Annotated in this window: 19 protein-coding genes; 13 read left to right on the forward strand and 6 right to left on the reverse strand. The window is 58.1% G+C overall.

Going from position 1 to position 24924, the window contains the following annotated elements; all coding sequences use genetic code 11:
- The first annotated feature begins 343 nt into the window (after positions 1-343).
- The 6 genes from DDIC_RS05835 (at position 344) to DDIC_RS05860 (ending at position 9651) form a co-directional block, all read left to right on the forward strand.
- Complete coding sequence (locus DDIC_RS05835) at positions 344-1744, forward strand: hypothetical protein (protein ID WP_136399570.1); 1401 nt, start codon at positions 344-346, stop codon at positions 1742-1744.
- 28 nt (positions 1745-1772) lie between these two features.
- Positions 1773-2891 carry a CDP-glucose 4,6-dehydratase gene (gene rfbG, locus DDIC_RS05840; protein WP_136399571.1) on the forward strand — a complete coding sequence of 373 codons (1119 nt, stop codon included), beginning with the start codon at positions 1773-1775 and terminating at the stop codon, positions 2889-2891.
- A 27-nt stretch (positions 2892-2918) separates the two neighbouring features.
- Positions 2919-4373, forward strand: a complete 1455-nt coding sequence (locus DDIC_RS05845) for a hypothetical protein (protein WP_136399572.1) — start codon at positions 2919-2921, stop codon at positions 4371-4373.
- A gap of 538 nt (positions 4374-4911) precedes the next feature.
- On the forward strand, positions 4912-6174 hold the full coding sequence (locus DDIC_RS05850; protein WP_168732481.1) for a GGDEF domain-containing protein: 1263 nt from the start codon (positions 4912-4914) through the stop codon (positions 6172-6174).
- Between the two features lie 208 nt (positions 6175-6382).
- A complete protein-coding gene (locus DDIC_RS05855; RefSeq protein ID WP_136399574.1) occupies positions 6383-6691 on the forward strand; it encodes an MFS transporter in 309 nt (102 codons plus the stop codon).
- Positions 6692-7110: 419 nt separating this feature from the next.
- Complete coding sequence (locus DDIC_RS05860) at positions 7111-9651, forward strand: glycosyltransferase (RefSeq protein ID WP_136399575.1); 2541 nt, start codon at positions 7111-7113, stop codon at positions 9649-9651.
- Positions 9652-9792: 141 nt separating this feature from the next.
- Here DDIC_RS05860 and DDIC_RS05865 read toward each other — a convergent pair whose 3' ends face one another.
- Positions 9793-10014 (reverse strand): hypothetical protein, encoded by a 222-nt coding sequence (locus DDIC_RS05865; protein WP_136399576.1) that lies wholly within the window; start codon positions 10012-10014, stop codon positions 9793-9795.
- A gap of 252 nt (positions 10015-10266) precedes the next feature.
- On the reverse strand, positions 10267-11418 hold the full coding sequence (locus DDIC_RS05870; RefSeq protein ID WP_136399577.1) for an HD-GYP domain-containing protein: 1152 nt from the start codon (positions 11416-11418) through the stop codon (positions 10267-10269).
- Positions 11419-11826: 408 nt separating this feature from the next.
- Here DDIC_RS05870 and DDIC_RS05875 point away from each other — a divergent pair, with 408 nt between their 5' ends.
- Positions 11827-12786, forward strand: a complete 960-nt coding sequence (locus tag DDIC_RS05875) for a polysaccharide deacetylase family protein (protein WP_136399578.1) — start codon at positions 11827-11829, stop codon at positions 12784-12786.
- A gap of 28 nt (positions 12787-12814) precedes the next feature.
- Complete coding sequence (locus tag DDIC_RS05880; RefSeq protein ID WP_136399579.1) at positions 12815-13459, forward strand: HAD hydrolase-like protein; 645 nt, start codon at positions 12815-12817, stop codon at positions 13457-13459.
- Positions 13460-13709: 250 nt separating this feature from the next.
- On the opposite strand, the gene DDIC_RS05885 is transcribed toward DDIC_RS05880, so the two are convergent.
- The 4 genes from DDIC_RS05885 to DDIC_RS05900 are packed head-to-tail and all read right to left on the reverse strand — an operon-like array spanning position 13710 to position 17512.
- A complete protein-coding gene (locus DDIC_RS05885; protein WP_136399580.1) occupies positions 13710-14933 on the reverse strand; it encodes an aspartate kinase in 1224 nt (407 codons plus the stop codon).
- 58 nt (positions 14934-14991) lie between these two features.
- Positions 14992-15483, reverse strand: coding sequence for a tRNA (adenosine(37)-N6)-threonylcarbamoyltransferase complex ATPase subunit type 1 TsaE (tsaE, locus tag DDIC_RS05890; protein ID WP_136399581.1), 492 nt, complete (start codon positions 15481-15483; stop codon positions 14992-14994).
- Positions 15471-17138 (reverse strand): NAD(P)H-hydrate dehydratase, encoded by a 1668-nt coding sequence (locus DDIC_RS05895; protein WP_136399582.1) that lies wholly within the window; start codon positions 17136-17138, stop codon positions 15471-15473. Before DDIC_RS05895 ends, tsaE begins: the two co-directional genes overlap by 13 nt.
- A 2-nt stretch (positions 17139-17140) precedes the next feature.
- Entirely contained in the window at positions 17141-17512 is a 372-nt protein-coding gene (locus tag DDIC_RS05900) for a holo-[acyl-carrier-protein] synthase (RefSeq protein ID WP_136399583.1), read from the reverse strand.
- A 166-nt stretch (positions 17513-17678) separates the two neighbouring features.
- Between DDIC_RS05900 and DDIC_RS05905 the strand changes: the two genes are divergently transcribed.
- The 5 genes from DDIC_RS05905 (at position 17679) to cas6e (ending at position 24912) form a co-directional block, all read left to right on the forward strand.
- Positions 17679-19016, forward strand: coding sequence for a UDP-glucose dehydrogenase family protein (locus DDIC_RS05905; RefSeq protein WP_136399584.1), 1338 nt, complete (start codon positions 17679-17681; stop codon positions 19014-19016).
- A gap of 532 nt (positions 19017-19548) precedes the next feature.
- A complete protein-coding gene (gene cas3, locus DDIC_RS05910; RefSeq protein WP_136399585.1) occupies positions 19549-22131 on the forward strand; it encodes a CRISPR-associated helicase Cas3' in 2583 nt (860 codons plus the stop codon).
- Positions 22128-23747, forward strand: coding sequence for a type I-E CRISPR-associated protein Cse1/CasA (gene casA, locus DDIC_RS05915; RefSeq protein ID WP_136399586.1), 1620 nt, complete (start codon positions 22128-22130; stop codon positions 23745-23747). The genes cas3 and casA overlap by 4 nt, the downstream gene beginning before the upstream one ends.
- A complete protein-coding gene (casB, locus tag DDIC_RS05920; protein ID WP_136399587.1) occupies positions 23744-24295 on the forward strand; it encodes a type I-E CRISPR-associated protein Cse2/CasB in 552 nt (183 codons plus the stop codon). Before casA ends, casB begins: the two co-directional genes overlap by 4 nt.
- The gene (gene cas6e / locus DDIC_RS05925) at positions 24292-24912 is read left to right on the forward strand and encodes a type I-E CRISPR-associated protein Cas6/Cse3/CasE (protein ID WP_136399588.1); all 621 of its coding nucleotides are present in this window, start codon (positions 24292-24294) and stop codon (positions 24910-24912) included. The genes casB and cas6e overlap by 4 nt, the downstream gene beginning before the upstream one ends.
- Positions 24913-24924 lie beyond the last annotated feature (12 nt).

Here is a 24924-nt window from a genome sequence, read left to right on the forward strand (position 1 = left end):
CGCCCTCATTATTCCTTCTTATAAGCATACGCTCATACTTGAAGAATTATTGATTGTCAGATTAAAAATGTGGCGGAAGCACGGTATTGATGTTTATATTTATGATTCAAGCAATATATTGAATACAAAAAAATTTGTGGAACGCAAAATTGCATCTGGATTTGACAACCTGTTTTACAGACAGTTGCCCTGTACACTACATGGTAATGAAAAAGTATATATTGCTATTGCGCAAATTCTTGATATGGGCGTGTACGACTATATATGGATTTGCAGCGACGGTATTTCGTGGAACTCTGACGCGTTACTTGAAGTAGAAAGGTTTGCGCAACAGCAGACTGACATGATTATTCTTTCTACAAGAGACAGGGGTAATGTCGGTCTAAAAACATATGCCAGCGCCAACGACGTTTTTAATGACCTCGCCTGGCATCTTACGCTTATGGGCTCCATTATAGCCCGTTGCGACAGCCTGCTCAAGGATGTCGATTTTGACTATCTGCGAAAAAAATACATGACAGATTTGTGCTCGGCCTTTTCGCATGTGGGGCTTTATCTGGAGCAGGCAGCCAAACTCGACAGGTTCAGTGCTGTCCATTTGCCTCCCTATCGGTCCAGATTTCGCAACAGCCCCATAAAATCCGCCTCGGGGTGGTACAAAAACCGGTTTCATGTCTGGGCCAAGTGCTGGACAAAAACGGTGCTCCGCCTGCCCCGGTGTTTTGCAAACAAACAGGCTGCCATCTGCACCAACGGCGAGCGCTCGGGCGTGCTGCGCGAAGAAAGTTTGTGCTGGTCCAGAGCTCGCGGCGTGCTGAACCTGGTTGTATTTTTGTCGTATCTTACGCGCTGGAAGCGCATTACCGAGTACCCCGCATGGCGCATTGGCTGCCTGTCGGTTACCCCGCGTTTTATTGCCAGGCTGCTGCCCGCCTGGCGAAAAAAGTGCGAAACTTTTGCGCGCTACAAGGAACTGACCGCGTTTTTGGACCGCCACAAAAAAATCGCCATTTATGGTACCGGAGCGGCAGCCCTCAGCAGCGCCGCCCTGCTGTCCCTTTGCGGGCGTTCGTTTGACTGCTTTTTGGACTACGCCAATGCGGCGGGCAACAGTTGCAGCGAGGTCTACCCCTGCAGGGTCATGCCGCTTGAAGATTTGATAAATGCCCCGGACAGGCAGGATTATGGCGTTCTCATCGCTCTTGATGATGCGGATATTCCCTCTGGTCTCGACGCGCTGAGGGCGTCAGACATCGGGCGGGAGGCCCTTGGATTGAGCGGTTGCTCAGCCATGGATGAAACCATGGCTGACCTGTACGCATGGCAAAACCGGCTGCCAGAAAAATCCTGGAAGCCCCTGTTCAAGTATTATTTTACCTCGATACGCGAGCGCTTTCAGCTGTTTTTGGTGAAGCGCAAGATTTGTTGCGCCATTAAGGGCGCGGCAAAGCGTCGCAAACGGCTGGCCATCCTGGGCGCTGGCGAGCAGGGCGCGCTGGCCTCGGCCATACTTGACTTTTCAGGTCTCGAGTTTGACTATTTTATCGACATGACAGGCGATTACCCTTCAGATACGTACTGTGGACACCCTGTTTTGCAGTATGCAGATTTTGAAGCGTACAGTCAGAAAAATTCTTTTTGCCTGCTTGATCCGTGTAATCAGGCTGCCTGGAGTGGTTTTGACTTTGGTAAAACCCGCGTTTTCAACATGCATCACCTCATTTGCAGCCTGTTAAAGGTGTAGACTTGCCTTGGAACCGGTTGGAGGGCAAATGGATCAGTTGAGTTCCTTTACCGGTATATATGCCGGGCGACGGGTGCTGGTGACGGGCAGCAGCGGGTTTAAGGGCTCGTGGCTTACGCTGTGGCTGCAAGGCTTGGGCGCGCGCGTTTTGGGTCTGGCGCTCGACCCGCCCAGTACGCCTTCCATGCATGAGGAGCTGGCCCTTGGCGGCATCGTCGCCGCAGAGCACGCTTCCATCACAGACTTTGCGCGCCTGCAGGCCATAATGAAGGACTTTCAGCCAGAGATCGTCTTTCATCTGGCAGCCCAGGCACTTGTGCGCGAATCGTACGCGCATCCGCTGGAGACCCTGCAAACCAATATCATGGGCACTGCCCATGTGCTTGAAGCAAGCCGCCATGTACCGTCACTGCGGGCGGTTGTTATTGTCACCAGCGACAAGTGCTACCGCAATAACGAATGGGTATGGGGATACCGTGAAAACGACCCCATGGGCGGCCACGACCCATACAGCGCAAGCAAGGGCTGCGCTGAGCTGATAACAGCCTCGTATATCAAATCATTTTTTCCTGCCGACAGGTATGGTCAAGACCATCAGGTGGCCGTGGCTTCCGCCAGGGCGGGCAATGCCATAGGCGGTGGCGACTGGGGCAAGGACAGGCTGATACCCGACTGCTTTCGCGCGCTGCATGCAGGGCAACCCATCGTGATCCGTTATCCTCAGGCGGTACGGCCCTGGCAGCATGTTTTGGAGTGCCTGAGCGGGTATTTGCAGCTGGGTTGCCGTCTGCTGGAGCATGGCCCCAGTTATGGCTGCGGCTGGAACTTTGCCCCCATAGATATGGGCGATGTCTGGCCGGTGGAGCGGGTGGTGCGCTACATCTGCACCTTGTGGAAGGACGGGCGGTATGAAGTGCAGCAAGGCAACCAGCCGCATGAGGCCAACATGCTGTGTCTTGACTGCACCAAGGCCAACATAGAGCTTGGCTGGCGGCCCCGCTACAAGGTGGCTGAAGCCCTGCGTGTAACCACCGCGTGGTATCAGGCCTGGGCTGCAAGCCGGGATGCGGCCCATATGCGGGCATTTACCCAGGAGCAGATAACGGCCTACACCCAGCGCCAGCTCCCGCAGGAAGACGAACTGTAATCGCTGTTGCAGCCAAAGCTCTCAACCATGGACAAACGCTATATTATCTGGGCGCCGGCCCTGACCAGAAGCGCAGGCACAAAGGCGCTGTATGCGCTCTATGGCAAGCTGCGCGACAAGGGCTGCACAGCCCTGCTTTTTTGCCCCGAAGAACATCGCGAAGAATACGAATATATAGATGTTCTTGATGAACATACCTTACGTAACGATATCGTGGTGTACCCGGAGATCGTGTGGGGCAACCCTTTGCGTTTCAGTAATGTCGTCAGGTTTGTTTTTTATTTCCCGGGCAGGCTGGCAGGCGAGCCGCAATTTCACCACAGTGAAATGGTCTTTACCTGGTGGGTTGGTTATTTTGATGCGCCAGTGCTGCACTGGCCAACCCTTGATACTTCGCTTTTTTATGACGAAAACCTCCCCAGGACGCATAACTGTTATTTTTTGAATAAAAAATATGACAACATGAAGCTCATTGATGCGCTTGATGGCGCTATCGAAATTACCATGTCCTATCCCGCGAGCAGGGTGGAATTGGCGCAGTTATTAAAAACAACCAAGATATTATACACCTTTGACCGGTACTCGCTGCTCAATGACGAGGCTTACGCCTGCGGGGCGGAAGTCTGCCTGGTGCAGGACGGCGAGCTTGTGCCCTATCGCTCCGATCCCTATATCGACGTTGCCGAGGCGGAAACCCAGCTCGTCAGCTTTATTGCCGCCACCCAGGCTATGAACTACGTCGGCGAGCTGCAGGACGACACGCCGTTTCTGGATAAGTTTGGCGGCCTCAATTACAAAACTGCCATGCGGTGCGCCGCCTGCGGCGCCTGGGAGCAGGCCTTGACGTTTGCGCACAAGGCTTTTTGCGGCCGGCCGCTGCTCAGGCCTGCGCTTGTCGATGCAGGCAGCGAAACCCCTGCGTCGCCTGCCGGGCATGATGATGTGCCGGGCCCCAAATGGCGTATGTTGCTTGAAAAATATTCCGCGTTTGTGCAGCGCAAGCAGTTTGGTCAGGCGGACGCCGTACTGTACGAGGGCATGATGTCGGCCATTGCCGACAACAGGCGCGAGGTTTTTGCCCTGCTGGCTGCCCTGCGAAGCGTGCTGCGCGAAAATCGTGGGCAGGGCAGGGCTTCGCTTCGGTACGCCGAGCTGGCTTTGCTGGCAGACCCGCTTAACGCAATGGCATCGCAGATGTGCGTTTATCAGTATCTTGCCGAGGGCAAGGTCAATCTGGCGGTCATGACCGCCTGCCGCATGTGTTGTCTGTTTTTGAAACCGCTAGTGTTTGAGAGGGCGTTTTTTGGCACGGCCCTGCTTGGCCTTGTTGTTGCGCAATCCGGGCAATCGCCGCTGCAGCTTGCTGCCAAAATGCCCCAGATTATGCAAGCCGCTATGGATGCCGTAAAAAAGCAGGTTGCCTCGCCCACCTCGCCGCGCGAGTGGGGGGCAAAACTGGCGGAAGCGGAGCAGAGTCTGTAAATTTGTACAAAATATATTGCGGGACCTTTGCGGGGCGGGGCCTGCCTGCTGTGCTTTTTTCTGGTTTTTTTATATAATAACAGTTGGTTACTTGATTGATAATTGGTAAACGACTTCAAGGTATCGTGCCGGTTTTGCCGCGCGCGGCATGCCTTGTCTGATTATAACTAGCATATTATTATAAATTCACTGCAGCATCATCATTCTATGTGTATAAGTGAAAAGGAATTGTGTTATTTTTTTAAAAAAATATATTTCATTTGAGTTTTTATTGCTGGTATTTTAATAAAAAATGGAACTTTATTATGTATGTTTTATGCGTAACGTTATAGTATTTGAAAAATAAATTATTATATTTATAAAATTTTTGAAGCTAATAATTTGTATATTCGATATTATTTGGTATCGTATTTAAAAATTGCTGTACCTGCATAAAAAAAGCCTATATATATCTGCAACCCCCTAGCTTGCACGGGCTATGTTTGCGGCAAGCTACAATCTGTCCTCTTTTTTCATCTGGGTAAGTCCTGAGTCAGCAATGCAGCGCAGTAGTAATCACCAGTCGTGGGAATGGGTAGCCGGTCCTGATTTGTGTTATTGCGATGATGTACCGCTCAAGTCGGCAATCCTCGGCGTTCCAACAGTCAAAGGGCAGACTCTTTTTTTCGGCATGGATGTGGCCGACCAGCAGATGGCCATGGAAACGCTTATGGACGAGTACGGCGAGCCGCGCGCTTTTGCCAATGTCGTCGGCCACTATGTGCGCAAGTCTGACGGGGTTCTTTTTTTGCTTGAGATGAGCGGCGTGCCGCTCTTTGACGACGGCTACGGCCTTATGGGGTTCAAGGGCGTAGAGCGCGTAATTGCCAGCATTTCGCTCTATTCCGCAGGTATTTCCACCTCCATCGATCTTGATACCATTTACGCCACAGCGCCCATCGCCATGTGCGTCGTCGACCGCAACGGCCTGCTGATCTCGGCAAACGAGCACCATGTGCTGCTTTCGGGCCGGTCGCTGTTTGATACCAGCGGCGAGCACATTTCGTTGCTGCACACAGAGCTGGAAGAAAAAATCCAGAGCGACTTTTGCAGACTCGAAGAGGGCGGGCAGGTTTCTGACCACGAAGTACGCATTGACGGCAGGGATTATGCCGTCTCCGTCACGCCTGTCCGCAATGCTTCAAGCTCCATCACTGCGCTTTCGTTGGCATATTTTGACATTACCGAGCGCAAATCGCTGGAACGCAAGCTTAAGGAAGCCAACGAACGACTGCGGCATCTGTCCATCCACGACCACCTCACCGGTGCGTACAACCGGCGGTTTTTTGATGCCATCCTTCGGCGCGAAACCGCGCTGTGCAAGCGCCGGTCGGGCAATCTTTCTGTAATTTTGATGGATATCGACTTTTTCAAGTTTTATAACGACAGATACGGGCATGTGGCGGGCGATGAATGCCTGGTGCAGGTCGCCAGCGCAATGCAAAGCTCTCTGGACGGCGTCGGCGGCGAGCTGTACCGCTATGGCGGCGAAGAATTTGCCGTTGTCCTGCCCGAGTACGACGCACCAAGCGCCCATGATGTGTGCGAGTCGTTGCGCACAGCAGTGTATGACCTCAAAACGCCGCACTCTGGCAACGTGTGCAGCTATGTGACCATCAGCGCGGGGGTGGCAACCCTGCGGGATGCGGTGGACGACGCGTCTTCTGCCGGCCTGGCCGCCAAAATTGTCAAGGCGGCGGATACCGCGCTGTATCAGGCCAAAAATACCGGGCGCAACCGGGTAGAAGCCATCATTCTCTAATTGCTCCCCGGAGCCCCGCAGCAAACCTGCCTTGCCGCTTTGCCGGACAGACAGGTTTTTGTTGTTGCGGGGCAGCGCGGCAAGGCCGTGGGTATTGCCTTTAGCGGCGTGTTGTGCGGCATACTGCTTGCCCGCGTAGTGTCTGGCGCTGTGGGCCAGTGGCTTGGCTGGCCGACGCCCTGGCCGTGCTGTTGGGCGCGCTGCTTGCATGGCCGCCCTTGTAGCGGGGGTTGTTATGCTCGACTTTGGCGTGTCCATTGCGCAGGTGTCCAATCAGTCGCTTATTCTCGGTCTTTCGGAATCGGCGCGGGGCCGGGTCAATACCATCTACATGACGGTACTGTTTATGGGCGGTTCTCTCGGTTCGGCAGCAGCCAGCCATGCCTGGGCCGCGTATCGCTGGCCGGGCGTTATGCTGACCGGCGGTGGTTTTGCCCTTGCGGGCCTTGTTTTTCACCTGCTTGAAAGGCGCTGTCCCAGCCCTGCAACGGGCAGACAGCCGCAGGGGTGCTGCTAGGCCGTTGCGCGCGGCGTCGCGCATGCGCGCTTGGGGCGTTTGCACCGGGTCTGTCGCCAAGCGGCGCTGTTCGTTGATGGACAGCGCCGCTTGGCGTTTTTAGCCAAACTCTCTGGTCTCGCGAGCTAATGGAAATGCCTACGGTTACAGTTTTGTGCTGCGTGCCGTAGCAGCAAAACAATTTCAACCTGTTAGCGCCCGCGCGGCAGAGCTGAAAAGCACACGAAACTTCACGCTGTCAGCACACAAGCGGTCTGGAAATTTTCTATAGTTCGCCCATGCAATACCCAGTACGCATCCGCATCATATCCGGCACCACGGCAAATGGCGGGCGCATGACGCCGTTGCAGGGGCGTGGTTGCTGAAGGCCGAGGATGACGGAAGCGCGGACTGCCTACGCACACCCAGGAGGATGCCGCATGTTCCAGAGCATTGCCGGAGAAAAAAAGGATTCCAGCCCGTTTCAAGCCTCGTTTTGTGTTGATCTGCATGTCCATTCCTGCCATTCAACCTGCCCTTCGCAGTGGATTTTGCAAAAGATCGGCTGCGGCGAAAGTTACACCCCTCCCCGCAAGATATACGACATCGCCAGAGCCAGAGGCATGAATTACGTGACCATAACGGATCACGACACCATCACCGGCGCGCTGGAAATAGCCCACCTGCCGCAGACCTTTATCAGCGAAGAAATTTCGGCCTACTTTCCCGACGACAGATGCGAAGTCCATGTGCTCGCCTGGAACATTACCGAAGCCCAGCACAAGGAAATAACACGCCTGAGGCAAAATATCTTTGAGCTTGTGCCCTACCTGACGGAGCAGGGCATAGCCCATGCCTGCGCACACCCCCTGTGCGCGGCCAACAACAGGCTTACCTTGAGCCATGTGGAACAGCTTATTTTGCTGTTTTCGGTATTTGAGCTCAACGGGGCGCGCAACAATGTGCAAAACGAGGTGCTGCGCAAAATTGTTGGCGCTCTTACGCCCGAGGCCACGGCCAAAATGGAAGACAAGCACGGTTTCGGTGCCCATGTCGCCCAGCCGTGGCTCAAAAGTTTTGTGGCCGGGTCCGACGACCATTCGTCGTGCAATATCGCCAGAAGCTCCACCGTGGTCGAAGTGTCCCGCAGGGATGTCGGCCAGTCGGGGCATGCGCCCACAACCGCGCTTTTGCGGTCCATCATGGCGGGCAGAACCACCCCCCGCGTCATTCCGGCCACACCGCTGGGCTTTGCCCACAACCTGTACGCGATCGGCTATCAGTTTTACAAAAATTCCACCGGCCTTGCGCAGGATATAAACAACAGCACCGTACTGCGCTTTGCGGAAAACATGCTCACGGGCCAGCCCGATACGCGCAGCCGCAGCATACGAACGCGCGTCATGTCCATAGGCGGATTTTTGCTGCAATGCGGCCGCTGGGTGGCGCGGTCGGAAAAAAGTATGCAGGAAAACATGCTGGAGGCCGCAGGCCGGGCCATTGGCCGCTCGCAGGACCTGCTGGCGGCTGCGGACAGCGTTAACGTCATCCTGCCGCAAGAGCGCATGCCCCAGCGCGAGGCTCTGCTGGCCAGCTTTGTGGCCGAAGTAACGGAAAGCGTGCAGCTGGCCTGCTCCAATGCCGTGCTGGCAGATGTTCTCAAGGGTAATTTTTTCAATGTATTCAAATTGGTAGGGGCCATGGGTTCGCTATACGCCATGCTCGCACCCTATGGCATCGGCTACTCGTTGTTTGCACAGGACAAGATGTTTGCGCGCGAGTGCCTGCGGCGTTTTGTCCCAATCGGCAAAAAACATGAAATCAACGGCGACAGGGCCGCCATAGCGTACTTTACCGACACCTACCTTGAAGTAAACGGCGTTGCCAAAACGCTGCAGTCCATGCTGCCTCTGGCCAGAGAGCAGGGTAAAAAAATGGATATCCTTACCTGCGTGCGTCCTGACAGCGCGTCCGATACCCCAGGCAGCGATCTTGGCCCGGTGAATTTTTGCCCTATCGGCAGTTTTTCCATACCGGAGTATCCCGAGCTTACGCTCAATTATCCCCCGGCGCTCAAGATTGTGCAGCACTGCTACGAGAGCGGCTACACCCTGCTGCATTCCGCCACCCCCGGCCCCATGGGCCTGGCGGCCCTGCTGACGGCAAAAATGCTCAAGCTGCCCATTCATGCTACTTACCACACGGCTTTTCCGCAGTATATTCTTGAGCTTACGGGCGATCCTTCGCTTGAGGAGGCCACGTGGCGCTACGTGTACTGGTACTATAACCAGATGGATGTGGTTTTTGCGCCCTCGGCGGCCACCATGAAGGAACTCATTGCTCACGGCCTGCCGGAAGAAAAAATACGCCTGTACCCCAGGGGCGTGGACGCCTCGCGCTATACCCCGGCATGGCAGGGCAGCCAGCAAGGGCAGGATTCGGCCGTGCGGTTTTTGTATGTGGGCCGCCTCTCGCGGGAAAAAAGCGTAACCCGTCTGGTGGACGCCTTCAGGCTTGTTCTGGAGCAGATGCCTTCAGCCCGGTTGAGCATAGTGGGCGACGGGCCGCAGGCCGAGGAGCTGCAAAGCCAGGCCGCTGGCATGCCTGTTACCTTTACAGGCTATCTGAGCGGCGCCGCCCTGGTACGGGCCTACGAACAGGCCGACATTTTTGTCTTTCCTTCCACTACCGACACGTATGGCAAGGTAGTGCTCGAGGCGCAGGCCGCTGGTCTGGCGGTGGTGGTGAGCGGGCAGGGCGGCCCCAGAGAAAACGTCATCCCCGGCAAGAGCGGGCTGGTGGTCAGGCAGGAAACAGCCGAGGCCTACGCCTCGGCCATGCTGGCGCTGGCAAGCGACGCCAGCATGCTGCTTGCCATGAAGCACGAGGCGCGCTGCTATGCGGAGTCGCGCAGCTCGCAAAAGGCCTTTGCCGCGCAGTGGAAGCTTATTGAAACCCTGAGCCCGCAGGCCTGCTGGTAAGTGCCGCTGCACACCGTGCAATGCGCACTCCCAGCCCGCTTCTGGCAGGTTTGTGATGCCTGGCGGGTCAGGGCAGGCCCGGCCTTTGGGGCCTGCAAGCCATGTTGACGACCGCCTCCGGCAATGCCGCCGGAGGCGTTTTTAATTGCTGATTCTGCTCACCAGCCGGGCCAGCACGTCCGGGCCGTCCTTGACCAGCCTCTCGCGCAGGGCCGAAGCCTCGCCGAACGAGAGCTCCGTCAGCATGTCCTTGCCCTTTTCAGGGTTGGCAGAAAGTATGGTTTCAAAGGTCTGGGCCACAGCTTCTTCATCACGGCCGGTCAATTCGCTGAGGGCGCTGACCAAAACATCAAGTCTACGCATGTGAGGTTTCCTTAAGCCTGGTGCTGGCGTTGGGCATGCAAACAGCCGCGACGCGGGGCAAGATTTTGTCGAGTGCGGGGAACATGCCGGAATAGTAAAATTTATTTTCTGTCAGCTGTATAGCGTCAACGCGGCGTGCGGGGCAAGCCCCAAAAAGTCAAAAAAAGGAAGAACAAGGGCGACCGACTGCGGCAGCCAGACACGGGCAAAACGGAAGCCGCGCCTCCTGCCTGCGAGGGCGAGCGTCTTGCGTTATGCCGGGCCGCCCAGCAATTCCGGGATATCAAAGGCTGCGGATTCGGTTGCGGAAAGCGAGCGGGTAATGCGCAGCCCGATAAAGCGGGTGAGGTCCACAAACTGCGGCTGTATGGCGCGTCCATCGGGGTCTTGCGCCACAAGGATGCACGGTTGCGCAGGAAAGTTGGTGTTGGAGCGGCACACAATGCCCCTGTGCTCGTTGGACAGCTCCACCGCTGTACCCACGGGGAAAATGCCCACCATTTTTATGAAGCGCTCGACATAGCCTGGGGCCCAGGCCTGACCGCGCATTTTGTACATCATGCCCAGTGCCTTGTTGGGGGGCAATGGGTTTTTGTAAACCCGCTTGGACGACAGGGCGTCGTACACGTCGCTGAGGGAGAGCACCCGGCCAAAAACGCCGATCTGCTTGCCCGAAAGGCGACTGGGGTAACCTGTGCCGTTGTGTTTTTCGTGGTGCTGGGCGATGCCTTCAATAGTTTCTGGCTCAACATTGGAGAATTGTTTGATTTTTTCAACACCCAGCAGCACATGCTCGCGCATGGTCTCGAATTCCTGAAAGGTCAGCGAGCGAGGAGCGGTGAGAATTTCATGCGGAATCAGCGCCTTGCCGTAATCGTGCAGCAGACCGGCCAGCCCCACGTTGTGCAGGCGGTCTTCGGGCATGCCCAAAAAGTTGGCAAAGGCCACGGCAAAAATGGTGACGTTGACGCTGTGGGCGTACGTATATTCGTCGGTCTTTTTTAGCAGCGAAAGCGTGACCAGGGCGTCAACGTTGCGGGCAAGGCTTTTGATGATGTCGCCCACCAAGGGCCGGGCAAAGGTCAGGTCAAGCGCGCCGCCACGTGCGGATTCAAGAAAGTTTTTTACGTTTGCGTAGGCATCTTCGTAAATTTTGTTGGCGTGTTGCAGTTCTACGGCAAGCGGAGTATTGGGCAGCTGGGCCGCTGGGGTTTCGTCAAACGAGCGCTCGGGGTCGTAGTAGGCCTCGGCAAACCCCTGCAGGATGATGTTGTTGATCTCATCCGTCGATGCCAAAATGCCCTCCTGCATGTAGAGCAGGGGAGCCTTTAGCCACGAGATCCCGGGGTCGACAATATACATGCCGGGGCGGAGGGTGGAAACGGGTATTTTGATGTGTGGCATCTGTCGCTAATCGCTTGGGGTAAGAGCTTGCCTTTTCCTTGCTGTTTGCAAACGTTGCAGGCTCAGACATTGGCCTGCTCACTGTCGCAAATAGTCTTTTGCATCATGCGACATTTGATTAATAAATTCAATACGCAAATTGCTAAAAAATAATACTGTAATTCCGGTGTAGTACGTGTCATATCTGCCTCGCTTGTGGGCGAATGGCGTAAGGGATATAGACCCAGCGTGACGGTAATGCCGTACTGCGGCATGGCCCTGCCGGGCAAGCCGACAAAATTCCGCTTTGCGTGAGCTGCTGATGCGTTGGCACCGGCGGCGCAGGAGGATCAACCCATGTTCATGCCATTTGCACGGTTAGGGCGTTTTTGCGTCATGTGGGCGGCGTCATTGCTTATTGCGACCGCCATGCCCTCAATAGTGTCCGCACAGCAAACCGCGTCCGCAAACGATGCGGCCTCTTCATGGCTGCCCGACGCCCAGGACGCCCGCAAGGCCCTGCCCAACGATTCCACGCCTCCCGCGCGGCGCGAACCCGCTACAGTGCTTCCGCCGCTGCCTGCCGCGTCTGTGGGCAATATCCGTCGGGTGGCCATTGCCGACGGGGCCAAGGTCGTCGCCCTTACCTTTGACCTGTGCGAGCTTGATACCGTCACCACTGGCTGCGATATGGATATCCTCGGTTTTTTGCGCAGCGAACGCATACCAGCCACGCTGTTTATGGGCGGCAAGTGGATGCGCACCCATTCGCGCCGGGTTTTGCAGATAATGACCGAGTCGCAGTTTGAAATTGCTAACCACGCATGGTCGCACGGCAATTTTGCGTTGCTCTCGCCTGCGGGGTTGCGCGCCCAGGTGCTGTGGACGCAGGCGCAATATGAGTTGCTGCGCGACGAAGCCTTGCGGCAGGCGCGGGCGCAGGGCCGCCCTGAACCAAACATTGCGCCCGTGCCCACGCTGTTTCGCCTGCCCTACGGGCGCTGCAACGATCAGGCTTTGCAGGCGCTGGCAAACCTTGGCATGCAGGTAGTGCAGTGGGATGTGGTGGCCGAGTCGGGCGGGGACAATACCAGTCCCGAGCACGCGCGGCACGAGGCCAAGCTGGTAGCCTCGCAGGTCAGGCCGGGTTCCATACTGCTGTTCCACGCCAACCTTGTGCCCAAGGGGTCGGCCCAGCTGCTGCGCGAAACCGTGGCCGAGCTGCGCCGCAAGGGATACAGCTTTGTCTCTGCCGGTACGCTGCTGGGCATGGGAACGCCGCAACGCACCATGAACGGCTACTTTACCAGACCCGGCGACAACAAGGCGCTGGACAGCCAGTTTGGCGTTGACGGCACCGGACGGCACACGCCTTTTACCGGCGACTAGCCCCCGCAACCAGACCTAAGGAGCGCCTGTGAAGCAATACCTGTTTTTTGATCTCGACGGCACGGTGACAGATTCCAAGCAGGGCATTATCCGCTCTGTGCAGCACGCGCTGACGTATTTTAACATTGCGCGGGCGGATGAAGAGCTGCTGTACTTTATCGGTCCGCCCCTGCGCGATTCGTTTGGCAAGCTGTTTGACGGCGACGCAGCCAAGGCGGAGCTGGCCGTGAAGAAATACCGCGAATATTACTCCGTCAAAGGTATTTTTGAAAACGCCCTGTACGACGGTATTGCGGATTTGCTGGCCGATCTGCGCGCCGCCGGGCGGGTGGTTTCGCTGGCCACTTCCAAGCCCGAACCTTTTGCGTTGCGCATCCTTGAGCATTTTGGCATTGCCGGGGTATTTGACCATGTGGCCGGGGCGGAGCTGACAGGCCCGCGCAACAGCAAAACCTCAGTGCTGCGGTACGCCTGCGGTTTGTGCAATGTCGCGGATATGAAGCGCTGTCTGATGGTGGGCGACAGAGAGTACGACGTACTGGGAGCCCACGCCGTGGGCATGCCCTGCGCCGGGGTGCTGTACGGTTACGGATCGCGCGGCGAGCTTGAACAGGCCGGCGCCGACAGCCTGTGCGCCGACGTGCCCGCGTTGCGGCAATTGCTGCTGGCCTGATGCGCTGCCTGCCGTGCGCGGCGCGGTTGTGCCGGATGTCCGGCGGGCGGCAGTCACGATGGATGCGGTGCTTTGCGGATGCAGCCCGTCAGCGTCCGCCGCAGGCTGGGGATCCCGCCTTCGGCCAGCCGGGTGAGCATGCCTGCCGTGCGTGGCGGGCTGTGTATTTGGCGCAAAAAAAGCTCCCCGCAGTGCGGGGAGCTTTTTTTGTTCAGTCTGCTGTTTGTCCATCAACCGGGCGGGGCAGGGCCTAGCCCAGGTCCCAGTCCAGGCCGAAGGTGTCGTGCAGAATGCGCACGGCAAGCTCGACGTATTTTTCCTGGATCAGGATGGTGATCTTGATTTCAGAAGTGCTGATCATAAGAATATTGATGCCTTCCTGAGTCAGGGCGGCAAACGCCCGCGCCGCGACGCCGGAATGGTTGCGCATGCCCACGCCGATGGCCGAGACCTTGGCCACGCTCACGTCGTGCAGCACTTCGCGCGCGCCGGTCTTTTGGGCGACTTCTTCCATCATCTCCAAGGTCTGCTTGAGCTCCTTGCGCGAGACGGTAAAGGTCATGTCGGTGTGGCCGTCCTGGCTGGTATTCTGCACGATCATGTCGACCAGAATGCCTTTTTCGGAAAGCGGGCCAAACACTGCCGCCGCCGTGCCAGGCACATCGGGGAGGTCGCGCAGGGTCACGCGGGCCTGATCTTTGTCATATGCAATGCCGGAAACGAGTACGGCTTCCATGGTGGAGTCCTCCTGAGTGACAAGCGTGCCTGGATCATTGCTGAATGTGGAGCGCACGCGCACGGGAACCTTGTATTTTTTGGCAAATTCTACAGAGCGGATGTGCAGTACCTTGGCCCCCATGCTTGCCATTTCAAGCATTTCCTCATAGGCCACGCGGTCCATTTTGCGGGCCGTGGAGCAGATATTGGGGTCGGTGGTGTAGACGCCGTCAACGTCTGTGTAGATGTCGCACTCCACAGAGCCAAGCGACGCAGCCAGCGCCACAGCCGAGGTGTCCGAGCCGCCTCGGCCAAGTGTGGTAATGCGGCCGTCTTCGGTGCAACCCTGAAATCCGGCTACCACAAGCACGTCATAGTTCTGCAGGAATTTACGCAGGGAATTGCTGTCGATGGAGCGGATGCGCGCACGGCCAAAGTCGTCGTCCGTGGTGATGGGAATCTGCCAGCCGAGCAGTGAGCGGGCGCGGATGCCCGCGTCTTTCAGCAGCATGGTAAACAGGCTGATGGAAACCTGCTCGCCCGTAGAGACGAGAGAATCAACTTCCGCGCGGTCAGGCGTGGAAGACCATTCATCGGCAAGGGCAAGCAGCTTGTTGGTGTCGCCAGCCCGCGCCGAAAGCACCGCAATGACCTTATACCCCTGGGCAAGGCCTGCCAGTACTTTCTCACGCACCTGCTTCATGCACTCCAGCTTGGCAACGGAAGTGCCGCCAAATTTCTGGACCAATATTTTCATGCCTGTATCCATTGTCCTCAATCCTTGATGGGTACAACAGGTCAGCCCGCCCCAATACCTAGCCGTGGGCAGAGCTGTCCACAGGCCAATTTTGGCGCAGGTGGCGCAAAAGCTTCGCGGCAATAGGACCGTGAGCTTGCAGCGTCAGTTGGCGACTTACTTCGCACGGTTGCAGGGATATGTCCAGATAATCTTGCGGCATTTCCGCCTCGGGCAGGTATTCGGACCACTCCAGCACAGAAAAAATTTCAGGTCTGTCGAGACCCTCGGCAATCTCGTCGGGCAGGCTGCCGGGGCTGCGGTAAAGGTCGCAGTGCATCACCGGCGGCGTGGTTGGGTAGTAGTTGCAGAGCGTAAACGAGGGGCTGGCGACCTCTGCCTGGTCGCCGCCAGGCAGAGCCTCTACCAGTGCGCGTGTAAGCGTTGTTTTGCCGCTGCCGAGCGGCCCGCGCAACAACAATGCCGCAATGCCGCAACTGCCTACGGCTTCGGCCAGCATGGCCCCGAGACGCTCTGTTTCTGAGAGATTATGCAGGGTTATCTGGGCCATGGCAAAAAATCGTCCTCCGGCGCAGGGGTAGCGGTGTACGCGGCAAGGGCCGCTGGCAGGGCGTCGGCCACGGCCGAGGGGGTGTTGCCCCGCAGGGGCCATTGCCCGGCAAGGCTTTTGCCCGCCAGCGCGTGCAGGGCCACGGCCTGACCGGCCAGCATGTGCGCTGGCTGCAAAACGGTTGCTGCGGTATTGTCGGTCTCCGCGGCGGCGTATTGCGGCGCGTGCGGCTGGGGCAACATGCGGGCAAGCAGGCCTCCCATGCAGCCCGCCAGTACATCGCCAGAACCGCCGACGGCCAGCTGCGGCACATCATAGGGGCACAGCAGGGTTGGCGCTTCGCCTTGCCCTACTAGGCTTGCCGCGCCCTTGAGCACAACAACCGCCCGGCTCAGGCCGCACAGACGCTTCAGGGCGCTTTGCCTGTCAGCCTGCACATCTGCGGCGGAGCTGCCCAGCAGCGCGGCTGCTTCGCCTGGGTGCGGGGTTAATACATCGTGCGCGCGCAGACGGGCCTGCAAATCAAGCCGTCCCGCCATCAGCATCAGGGCGTCGGCGTCAAAGACCGTGGGCGGTCTGTGCGGCAGGGCCAGCAGCGCAGCGATAAAGTCCGCCGCGTCGGCCCCGCGGCCCATGCCGGGCCCGACCACAAGCGCGGCGCAGCGCCCGACAAGTTCTACAAAGTGCTCTGGCAGGCTGGCAGGCCAGCGGCCTTGGGTTTCGCCGAGCGGTAGCGTCATGATTTCAGGCCAGCCGTTTTTGATGTCGGCAATGCCTGCTCCCGGTGCGGCTGCCGTCACAAGGCCCGCACCAGCGCGCAGGGCGGCGCGGGCGGCAAGGTGCGCGGCGCCGCCAAGACCGGGTGCGCCCCCGACGACCAGTACATGGCCGTACGAATTTTTAAAACCGTCGGGCTGTATCCGGGCCAGCGGGGCGAGGCTGCGTCCATCCACCGCATAAAAGGAGCAGGGCGCGCGGCGTTGGGCCGCCAGCGGAATGCCGATGCCTCGCACGTGCAACTCGCCAGTCCAGGGGCGGGCATGGGGCAGCGCAAGGCCAGGCTTGGCGGCGGCAAAACTTACTGTTGCGGTTGCGCGTATGGCTTCGGGCATGGCTAGGCCTGTGCGGCCGTCAAGACCGGAGGGTATGTCGATGGCCAGCACAAAGGGCTGTCCTGGCAGGGCGTTGACACGGCGGATGATTTCCAGCGTTTCGGGCCGCAGCGTGCCGCAAAATCCTGTTCCCAGCAGGCCGTCGACAACGATGTCCGGCAGGGTGCCCCCTTGCGGAGCCAGGGCCGTGTACCGCGTAAATATTACCCCGGCTGCCCTGGCAATGCGCACATGCTTGCCGCAGGCCCCCTTGTAGGACGAAAGGGGTCGCGTGTGCAGCACCAGCGGATGCGCGCCCGCATCCAGCAGATGCCGCGCAAGGCAGGCAGCGTCGCCGCCGTTGTTGCCGCCGCCCATCAAAAGCCACACCCGCAACCCGGCAAGGTGTGGCCGGTAGACGCGCAAAACGTCCAGCGCCGCGCGGGCGGCGTTTTCCATCAGCAGTTCTTCGGGCAGCCCAAGGGCCATGGCCTGCGCATCCCATTGGCGCATTTCGTCCGGCAGCGGAAGCGGGGGAAAAAGATCGTAAAAACGGCTTGGCATGGTTATGCCTCCAGCACCACAACCGCCACAGCGGCATTGCGGTCATGGCTTATGGAAATGTGGGCGTTGCGCATGCCCAGGGCCTCGGCGCGCCGACAGGCCGGGCCGTGCAAATGCAATAGTGGTTGGCCGGCCGGGCCGCGCAGCACTTCTACATGCAGCGGGCCAAGCCCGTCGCGAAAGCCCGTGCCCAGCGCCTTGACGGTTGCCTCCTTGGCGGCAAACCGACCTGCAATGTAGGCAAGGGGACTCTCCGGCAGATGTTTCTGCTCCTCTTCAGTGAGGATTTTTTGTAAAAAACGTCGGCCAAACCTGTCGTAACTGGCCTTGATGCGCGCCAGTTCAGTGATGTCCGTTCCAAGACCGATAATCATACAGTGGTCCACCAGGCGCAGTACGGTCAGAATGTACTGCAGGTTGGGCTGTTGCCCATTTATGGGAAATAGCGTATTGATTTGCTTTCAACCTAAACTATTCTGACCCGTTCCCCGCCGTAACGTCAAGAGCGTTGGCCGTGGGAGCGAACGGAGAAATTTTGTTATGAAGTTGTGCATTATCGGGACAGGCTATGTTGGTCTGGTCAGCGCCGCGTGTTTTGCTGAAATGGGCAATACCGTGACCTGCGTGGACGTTAATCCGGCTGTGGTGGAAAAGCTCAACGCCGGTTCCGTGCATATTTTCGAGCCTGGCCTTGAACCCATGGTTCGTCACAGCCGCACCGACGGACGGCTGAAGTTTACCACCAAGCTTGAGGATGGCATTGCCGACGCCGATTGCGCCTTTATCTGCGTGGGTACGCCGCCCCAGCCCGACGGCTCGTGCGACCTGAGCTATGTGCGCCAGGTCGCGGGCGAAATTGGCCGCCATATGCAGAAGGACCTTGTGGTTGTCGACAAGTCCACCGTGCCGGTGGGCACGGCCGACGAGGTTCGCGCCCTTATCGGCAAGGAGCTTGCCGCCCGTGGCGTATCCTTTACTGTGGATGTCGTTTCCAACCCCGAGTTCCTTAAAGAAGGCGACGCCATCTCCGACTTTATGAAGCCCGACCGCGTTGTGCTGGGCACGGATTCGGAACGCGCCGCCTCCGTTATGCGCGAGTTGTATTCGCCCTTTGCCCGCACCCGCGACAAAATCATTGTCATGGGCGTGCGCAGCGCGGAAATGACCAAGTATGCCGCCAACTGCATGCTGGCGACCAAAATTTCGTTTATCAACGAAATCGCCACCATCTGCGAAAAAGTGGGCGCAGACGTGCGCGACGTGCGTACGGGCATCGGTTCCGATACGCGCATTGGCTACCAGTTTATCTACCCCGGCGTGGGTTACGGCGGCTCGTGCTTTCCCAAGGACGTCAAGGCGCTTATCCACACTGCCGAAAAGGCTGGCGTGGAACCCAAGCTGCTCAACGCGGTTGAAGACGTCAACGCCAGGCAGAAAAAGCACATGGCCGGGCGGATCATGGAATATTTTGCGCCTCAGGGCGGCGTAAAGGGCAAAACCCTCGCCCTGTGGGGGCTGGCCTTCAAGGCCAACACCGACGACATGCGCGAGGCCGCGGCCATCAGCATCATCAACGATCTCACTGCTGCGGGCATGAAGGTCCGCGCCTTTGACCCTGTTGCCGCCGACAACGCGCGCCACATTTTCAAGGACAACCCGCTGGTTGAGATCGTTGAAGGTCAGTACACCGCTTGTGAGGGCGCTCAGGCCCTGCTGGTGGTTACGGAATGGAACCAGTTCCGTAATCCCGATTTTGACAGGATCAAGAGCCTGCTGACTGCCCCTCTGCTGTTTGACGGGCGCAACCTGTACTCTCCCAGTTTTATGGCCCAGCGCGGCTTTGCATACTTTTGCATTGGCCGTCGCACTGAGGCCTAGCCTCGCCCTCTGCCCGGCAACGGGCCGACGGATGACATGACGTTAACCGCCCGGAGCTTCTGTTCCGGGCGGTTTTTGTATGTAGCCCCCCCGCGAGTATAACCCCCATCATGTTTTCAAAGGTTAAGCCTGGTGGGGCTTTTTGGCTTTGTCTACCTGATGGGGGTCATACCTCTATGCCGGGGGATATTTATTGTCTGTGCGCACCGCCCGGCCAGCGCCTGGCAAGGCAGCCGCAGCGAAAGGCTGGCGACAATTTGCGGCAGCCGGGGCAGCTGAAAGAAAGGGCTGCGTTTCTATTCGTTCGTTCTACTTTACCGTCTCACTTATTTATACATTATACACAGATATGTTTTATGGTGCGCGGTTTGTTCCATAGATTGGCTACCTAAAAACGCTTGGGGGGGGTGCGGCAAACAATCAGGCAATTGGGGTGGCTGCAGTTATTTTTTTACATATATTTCAGCTGAATTTATAACATTTAGCGATACTTGTTTGTTGTTTATTGGTTGCGCCCGTGTTATGATAAGCCATGAAAAAATTACCTTTCTGGGCAAAAACACATGGCGCGTCGCAACCGGGGATTTCTGTTGATCAGCACGGGCGCTTTACCAGCGCTGTGGGGCAGCAGCTTGTGCAGGCCATGTTTCCACAAGCATGGCAAAATCTGCAATCTGCCATTGCCTTTCTGTTAGCCGTGCACGACGTTGGCAAAATCAGCCCGCAGTTTCAGATCAAATGCGAGGCATGGGTCGAGCAGTCGGGGCTTGCCAAAGAAGCCGCCAATAACGCATGGGCCACTATCGGCGATCCTCACGCCCGCGTCTCGCAGGATGTTCTTGATTATTTCTGGCAGCAAAAAGGCGCGCTGTCCGAGTCGCACGCATTATGGAGCGCCATTGTCGGCGCGCACCATGGCAAGTGGGCAAAGGCAAGGCCCTACGGGTACGGGCCGGTTTCGCCCCCCTGTCTGGCCCCATCGCCTTCCATAGACTGGTTGCGGGAAGAGCTGGATTTTGTGGCCCGCCAGTGGGAGCGGCAGGGCAGCGTTGAGCTGCCCCCCGTTACCGATGCCGACGGTTACCTGTATGCCGCCTCGGGGCTCATAACCCTCGCTGACTGGATAGCCTCGGACGAACGTCATTTTCCCGCTGATCCCGCATACGCTCCTGTTGATGATGCTCAGATCGACCATCAGGCGCGCGATGTGGTTGACGCCCTCGGCCTTGGCGCATTGACTGTCCGTCCTGGCCTGAGCTTTGAAGAAATATTTGGCAACGCGCCGTACCCCATGCAGGAGGCCGCCTGGCAAACCATAACGGAGCCGGGCGTTTATGTTATTGAGGCTCCCATGGGCATGGGCAAAACAGAGGCGGCGCTTATGGCCGCTTACAAGCTTATGGAGCAGGGCAAGGCGCGGGGTCTGTATTTTGGTTTGCCCACGCAGGCCACGAGCAACCGCATTTATGAGCGCGTGCGGGACTTTGTATGCTGCATATCGCCCACAGCCCAGCGGGTGCAGCTCATCCACGGCAATTCGTGGTTGCTGGACGATCTGCTTGCCGCACCCTACCAGCAGCAACACTCGCCTGCGGATTTTGCCGCTGCCGAGGCGGCGGCTGACCCCTCGCGCTGGTTCTGCTCATCACGCCGCGCCCTGTTGGCCCCTGTGGGCGTGGGCACTGCCGATCAGGCCATGCTGGCGGCGCTTGCGGTAAAACACTTTGCCCTTCGCCGCGTTGCCCTGGTGGGCAAGGTGGTCATTCTGGACGAGGTGCACAGTTACGATCACTACACGCGCGCCGTTATCCGCGAGTTGTGCCGTGTGCTCGCCGACCTTGGGGCTACGGTCATTGTGCTTTCCGCCACGCTCACGGCCTCCGCCCGCACGGCGCTGCTGCAGCCCGGCGGCCCAGTGCCCAGCATGGATGCGGAGGGCGACAGCCTGCCGTACCCCTGCATCAGCGGCCGTGTTTATGGGCAGGATACCGTGCAGCTTTGCCCGTGCGAGGCCCCGCCGTCCCGCTCGGTGCTGGTGGATTTTTTGCCGCAGCAACTGGCGATCGATCAGGCTGCGGATATTGCGGCCTCCGGCGGTCAGGTGCTGTGGGTGTGCAATACCGTCGCCGACGCGCAGGAGACGTTCAGCCGCCTGAAAGACCACGTTGCAACCGCTGCCCCGCATATTGATATGGGTATTCTGCACGCGCGGCTGCCCTTTTTTATGCGCGAGGAGCGCGAAACAGAATGGATGCGGCGTCTGGGCAAGGAGGGTCAGCGCCAGCGCGGCTGCATCCTGGTTTCCACGCAGATTGTGGAACAGAGCGTTGATCTGGATGCCGATGCGCTGTTTACCCAGCTGGCTCCCACAGACATGCTGCTGCAACGCATGGGCAGGCTGTGGCGGCACAATCGGCGTGACCGGCCAGTTGACCAACCCTGCCTGCATATAATTGCCGAAGACCTTGCGCTTGACGACCTGCCATCCATGAATGCAGCGGCTATCAAGCAGGCACTGGGCAGCAAGGCCAACGTGTACGATCCCTTCATATTGCTGCGCACGCTCGAGGTGTGGGGCAAAGTCTCGTCGGTAACCCTGCCAGACGACATCCGTAGTCTTATCCATACAACATATGCAGAACCAGAATATCTGTCGGATGCTTTGCAGGAGCTGTATGACAAACAGTTTGGCAAAAATATTGCCATGAAAATGCAGGCAGATATGAACACAGATGTGTGGCGTCTTGCGGGGTCAGATGTGGAGGAGTACGCTCCAACAAGGCTGTCAGACCATCAGGAATACGGCTTTGTCATGTATCGCACAAAGAAAAATGGCCAGATAACGCTGCTTGACGGCAGCATCATCAATTCCCGCAGTACAGACTTTGTAAAAGATACAGCCCGCAAGCTGCACCGCAACGCCCTCAAGCTTCCAGATTACCGACTTGCGGCAAACCCTCCGCAATCCCGCTTTTTGGCAAACTACAATCTGCGGCACTGGATACAGATTTTTGATGACGGAAAGATGAACGTCTTGGGTCTCAAGGATGGCGAGCATCCGTATTGGGATCAGGAACTGGGCATCGTTTGGCCCAAACAAAGGAAGCAACCATGAACCTTGTGTCAGAAAAGTGGATTCCTGTGCTGAACACGGGTGGCCGCCGCCAGCTTATAAGCCTGCGCGATGCCTTCTGTCAGGGGGAGCAATGGCGAGATCTGGCCGTGCGCCCGCACGAGCGGGTGGCCCTTATGCGGCTGCTGCTGTGCATTGCCCACGCAGCGCTTGAGGGGCCATCCCCCGGCGAGTGGCCGCTCGTGCCCAAACTGCTGCCGAAAAAGGCTGAAGAGTATCTGAAAAAATGGGAGGGCAGCTTTGACCTGTTCGATGCCAAAAAACCCTTTTTGCAGATAGCAGGGCTGAAGGCGGCGACAAAAAAGGCCAAGGATGGCGATGATGCAGACGGCCCGCTGGTCAACGCCAGCAAGCTGGATTTTGCCCTCGCCACAGGCGATCAGAGCACGCATTTTGATCATGAGGGCAGCTTGCCCCAGCGGTTGGTAGAGCTGGCGGCGCTCGCGTTGAATCTGCTGACCTATCTGTGCTTCAGCCCCGGCGGCCTGATTGGGTCCGTCACCTGGAGCGGTCAGGCCACAGCCCGTACCTCAAGCGACGCTCCCTGCGCCGTGGGGTCCATGACGCACACCTTTTGGCGCGGCGGGCATCTGCTCCAGACGCTGCAGCTCAATATGTGCGACCGTGCAGCCATTGAAGCGCATTTGAAGTGCATCGGCGCGGGCTGGGGAAAACCCGTGTGGGAACAGATGCCCAAGAGTCTGGACGACAAAGCCGCATGGGATAACGCAACCCAGACCTATCTTGGTCGGCTGACCCCGCTTCCGCGTCTTGTACTGTTTCAGCGCGAGGGGGCATCCATCATACTTGGCACAGGGCCGGCTTTCCCCAATTTTAATAATGAAAAGGCCCCCTTTGTAGAAGAACCTACTTCTACCGTTGTCTCAAGAATTAGAAACGACAAGCCGACTCAGGCGCTTTTGGCTGTAACACCCGGCAAGGCCCTGTGGCGTGAGCTGCATGCCATTGTAGCCCACCGCAACAAGGATAATGTAGGCGGTTTTTGGGCGGTAGGATTATCGTCGTCAGAAGGCCCTGCAGATCGGGATATCATTGTGGCAGGCATGGCCAGAGATAAGGCCAAGGTGGTAGATACGCTCGAATCTGTCTACCACATCCCGCAAGCCATGCAAAATACGCCGGGGCAGGAGATTTATGAAAAAGGCGTGCAACATGCCGAGTCTATGTCCCGCAGGCTTGGGTGGGCGGTGGAGACCTACCGCGCAACTATTGACGGCGGTTGGTCTGGCAGGCTCAAGGGGGCTGGCGCAGGCAAGGTCGGTCTGCTGAGCAAACTCAGGCAAAAGGCCTTCATCCAATACTGGACAGCTGCGGAGCAGAATCTGCCCCTGCTTTTTGCCTGCGTGGAGAGCCTCGGTACCGATAACCTCCCAGATGCGCAAAAAACATGGGCAAAATCCCTGTTTGCCGCCGCCCGGCAGGCCTACGCCGCCGCCTGCGCACCGCAAACTCCCCGTCAGCACCGGGCTTACGCCCTTGGCCTCGCCAAACTCAGCAAACCCGTTGATGGTGCAAATTCTTCAACGGCGGCTTCAGATACTTCTTCCGACACATCCCATGAGGAGGACGACGAATGACAGCACTGGTGCAATGGCTGCGGACACAAAAGGAGCGCCGTGGGGTTTTGGCCCAATTGCGGTGCGGCATTGTGCCCGGCAAACAGCAAAGGGCATGGCCCCTGCTAGCGCGTTTTGACGGCATTGAAGGGCACAAGGGCGAGGTAGTGCGCACTATCGCCGCCCTGTATGCCGCACACCCTGATGAATCCCCTTCCGGCAGCATGGGGAGCATGTGCCGAAAACTGTGCTCGGGCGACGAAAAACCCGACGATGAAAAGCCCGGCCCCATTGGCGTGCGCTTTCAGCACCTGCTCGCAGCCGAGACGGCAGAGGTGTGCCCCCGTGTGGTGCGCCTGGTTTTGCGGGCCAAGGTGCGGGGCATACCCGTAAATTACGAGCAGTTGCAGGAAGACCTGCTGCAATGGGCGTTTCCGCAAAAACGCAAATATGTGCAGGAGCGGTGGGCGCAGCAGTTCTGGGCCCCGACCGCGGCATCTGCTGCGTCTGACGATGTACCCGGCCAACAGGCGGAAACCCCGCAGGATACCCCGGAGACAATGCCATGACCTGGATGACCCGTTTTATGGTGGATATGCCCGCCATGTACCGCCACCGGCTGAGCGACTGCTATGCCTGGCATCAGGCCATCTGGCAGTGCTTTCCGCATCGGCCCGACGCTGACCGCGATTTTCTGTTCCGGCTGGATGAAATTCCCACAGGGGTTCTGGCGCATGTGCTCAGCCCGCTTGAACCGCAGCGGCCGGATTTTTGCGCGGCGGAGCACTGGCAGGTCAAGGCTGTGCCGCCCAGTTTTCTGGAGCACGACAACTACCGGTTTGACGTGGTCTGCAACCCTGGCCGCAAGGTCAAGGCTTTTACCGGCGACGGGCAACGCAAAAAGAACAGCCGCCGCGAGGCCATCATCAAGCCGGATGAACAGCGCGAGTGGCTCGACCGCAAGGCGGAGGCCAACGGTTTTGAAGTGCTGCCCGGCATGCGCGCAGACCCGTCAACCAGTTATTCTTTCAGAAAAGGCCAACAGTCGGGAACCCACATAGGCGTGCGGTTCAGCGGCGTGTTGCGCGTCACCCGGCGGGACGCCTTTTGTCAGGCATTTACTAACGGCCTTGGCAGTGCGCGCGGTTTCGGTTTTGGAATGTTGCTTCTCTGCCCCGTGCGATAATCATTATACTAA

This window comes from Desulfovibrio desulfuricans (assembly GCF_004801255.1).
Lineage (GTDB): Bacteria > Desulfobacterota > Desulfovibrionia > Desulfovibrionales > Desulfovibrionaceae > Desulfovibrio > Desulfovibrio desulfuricans_C.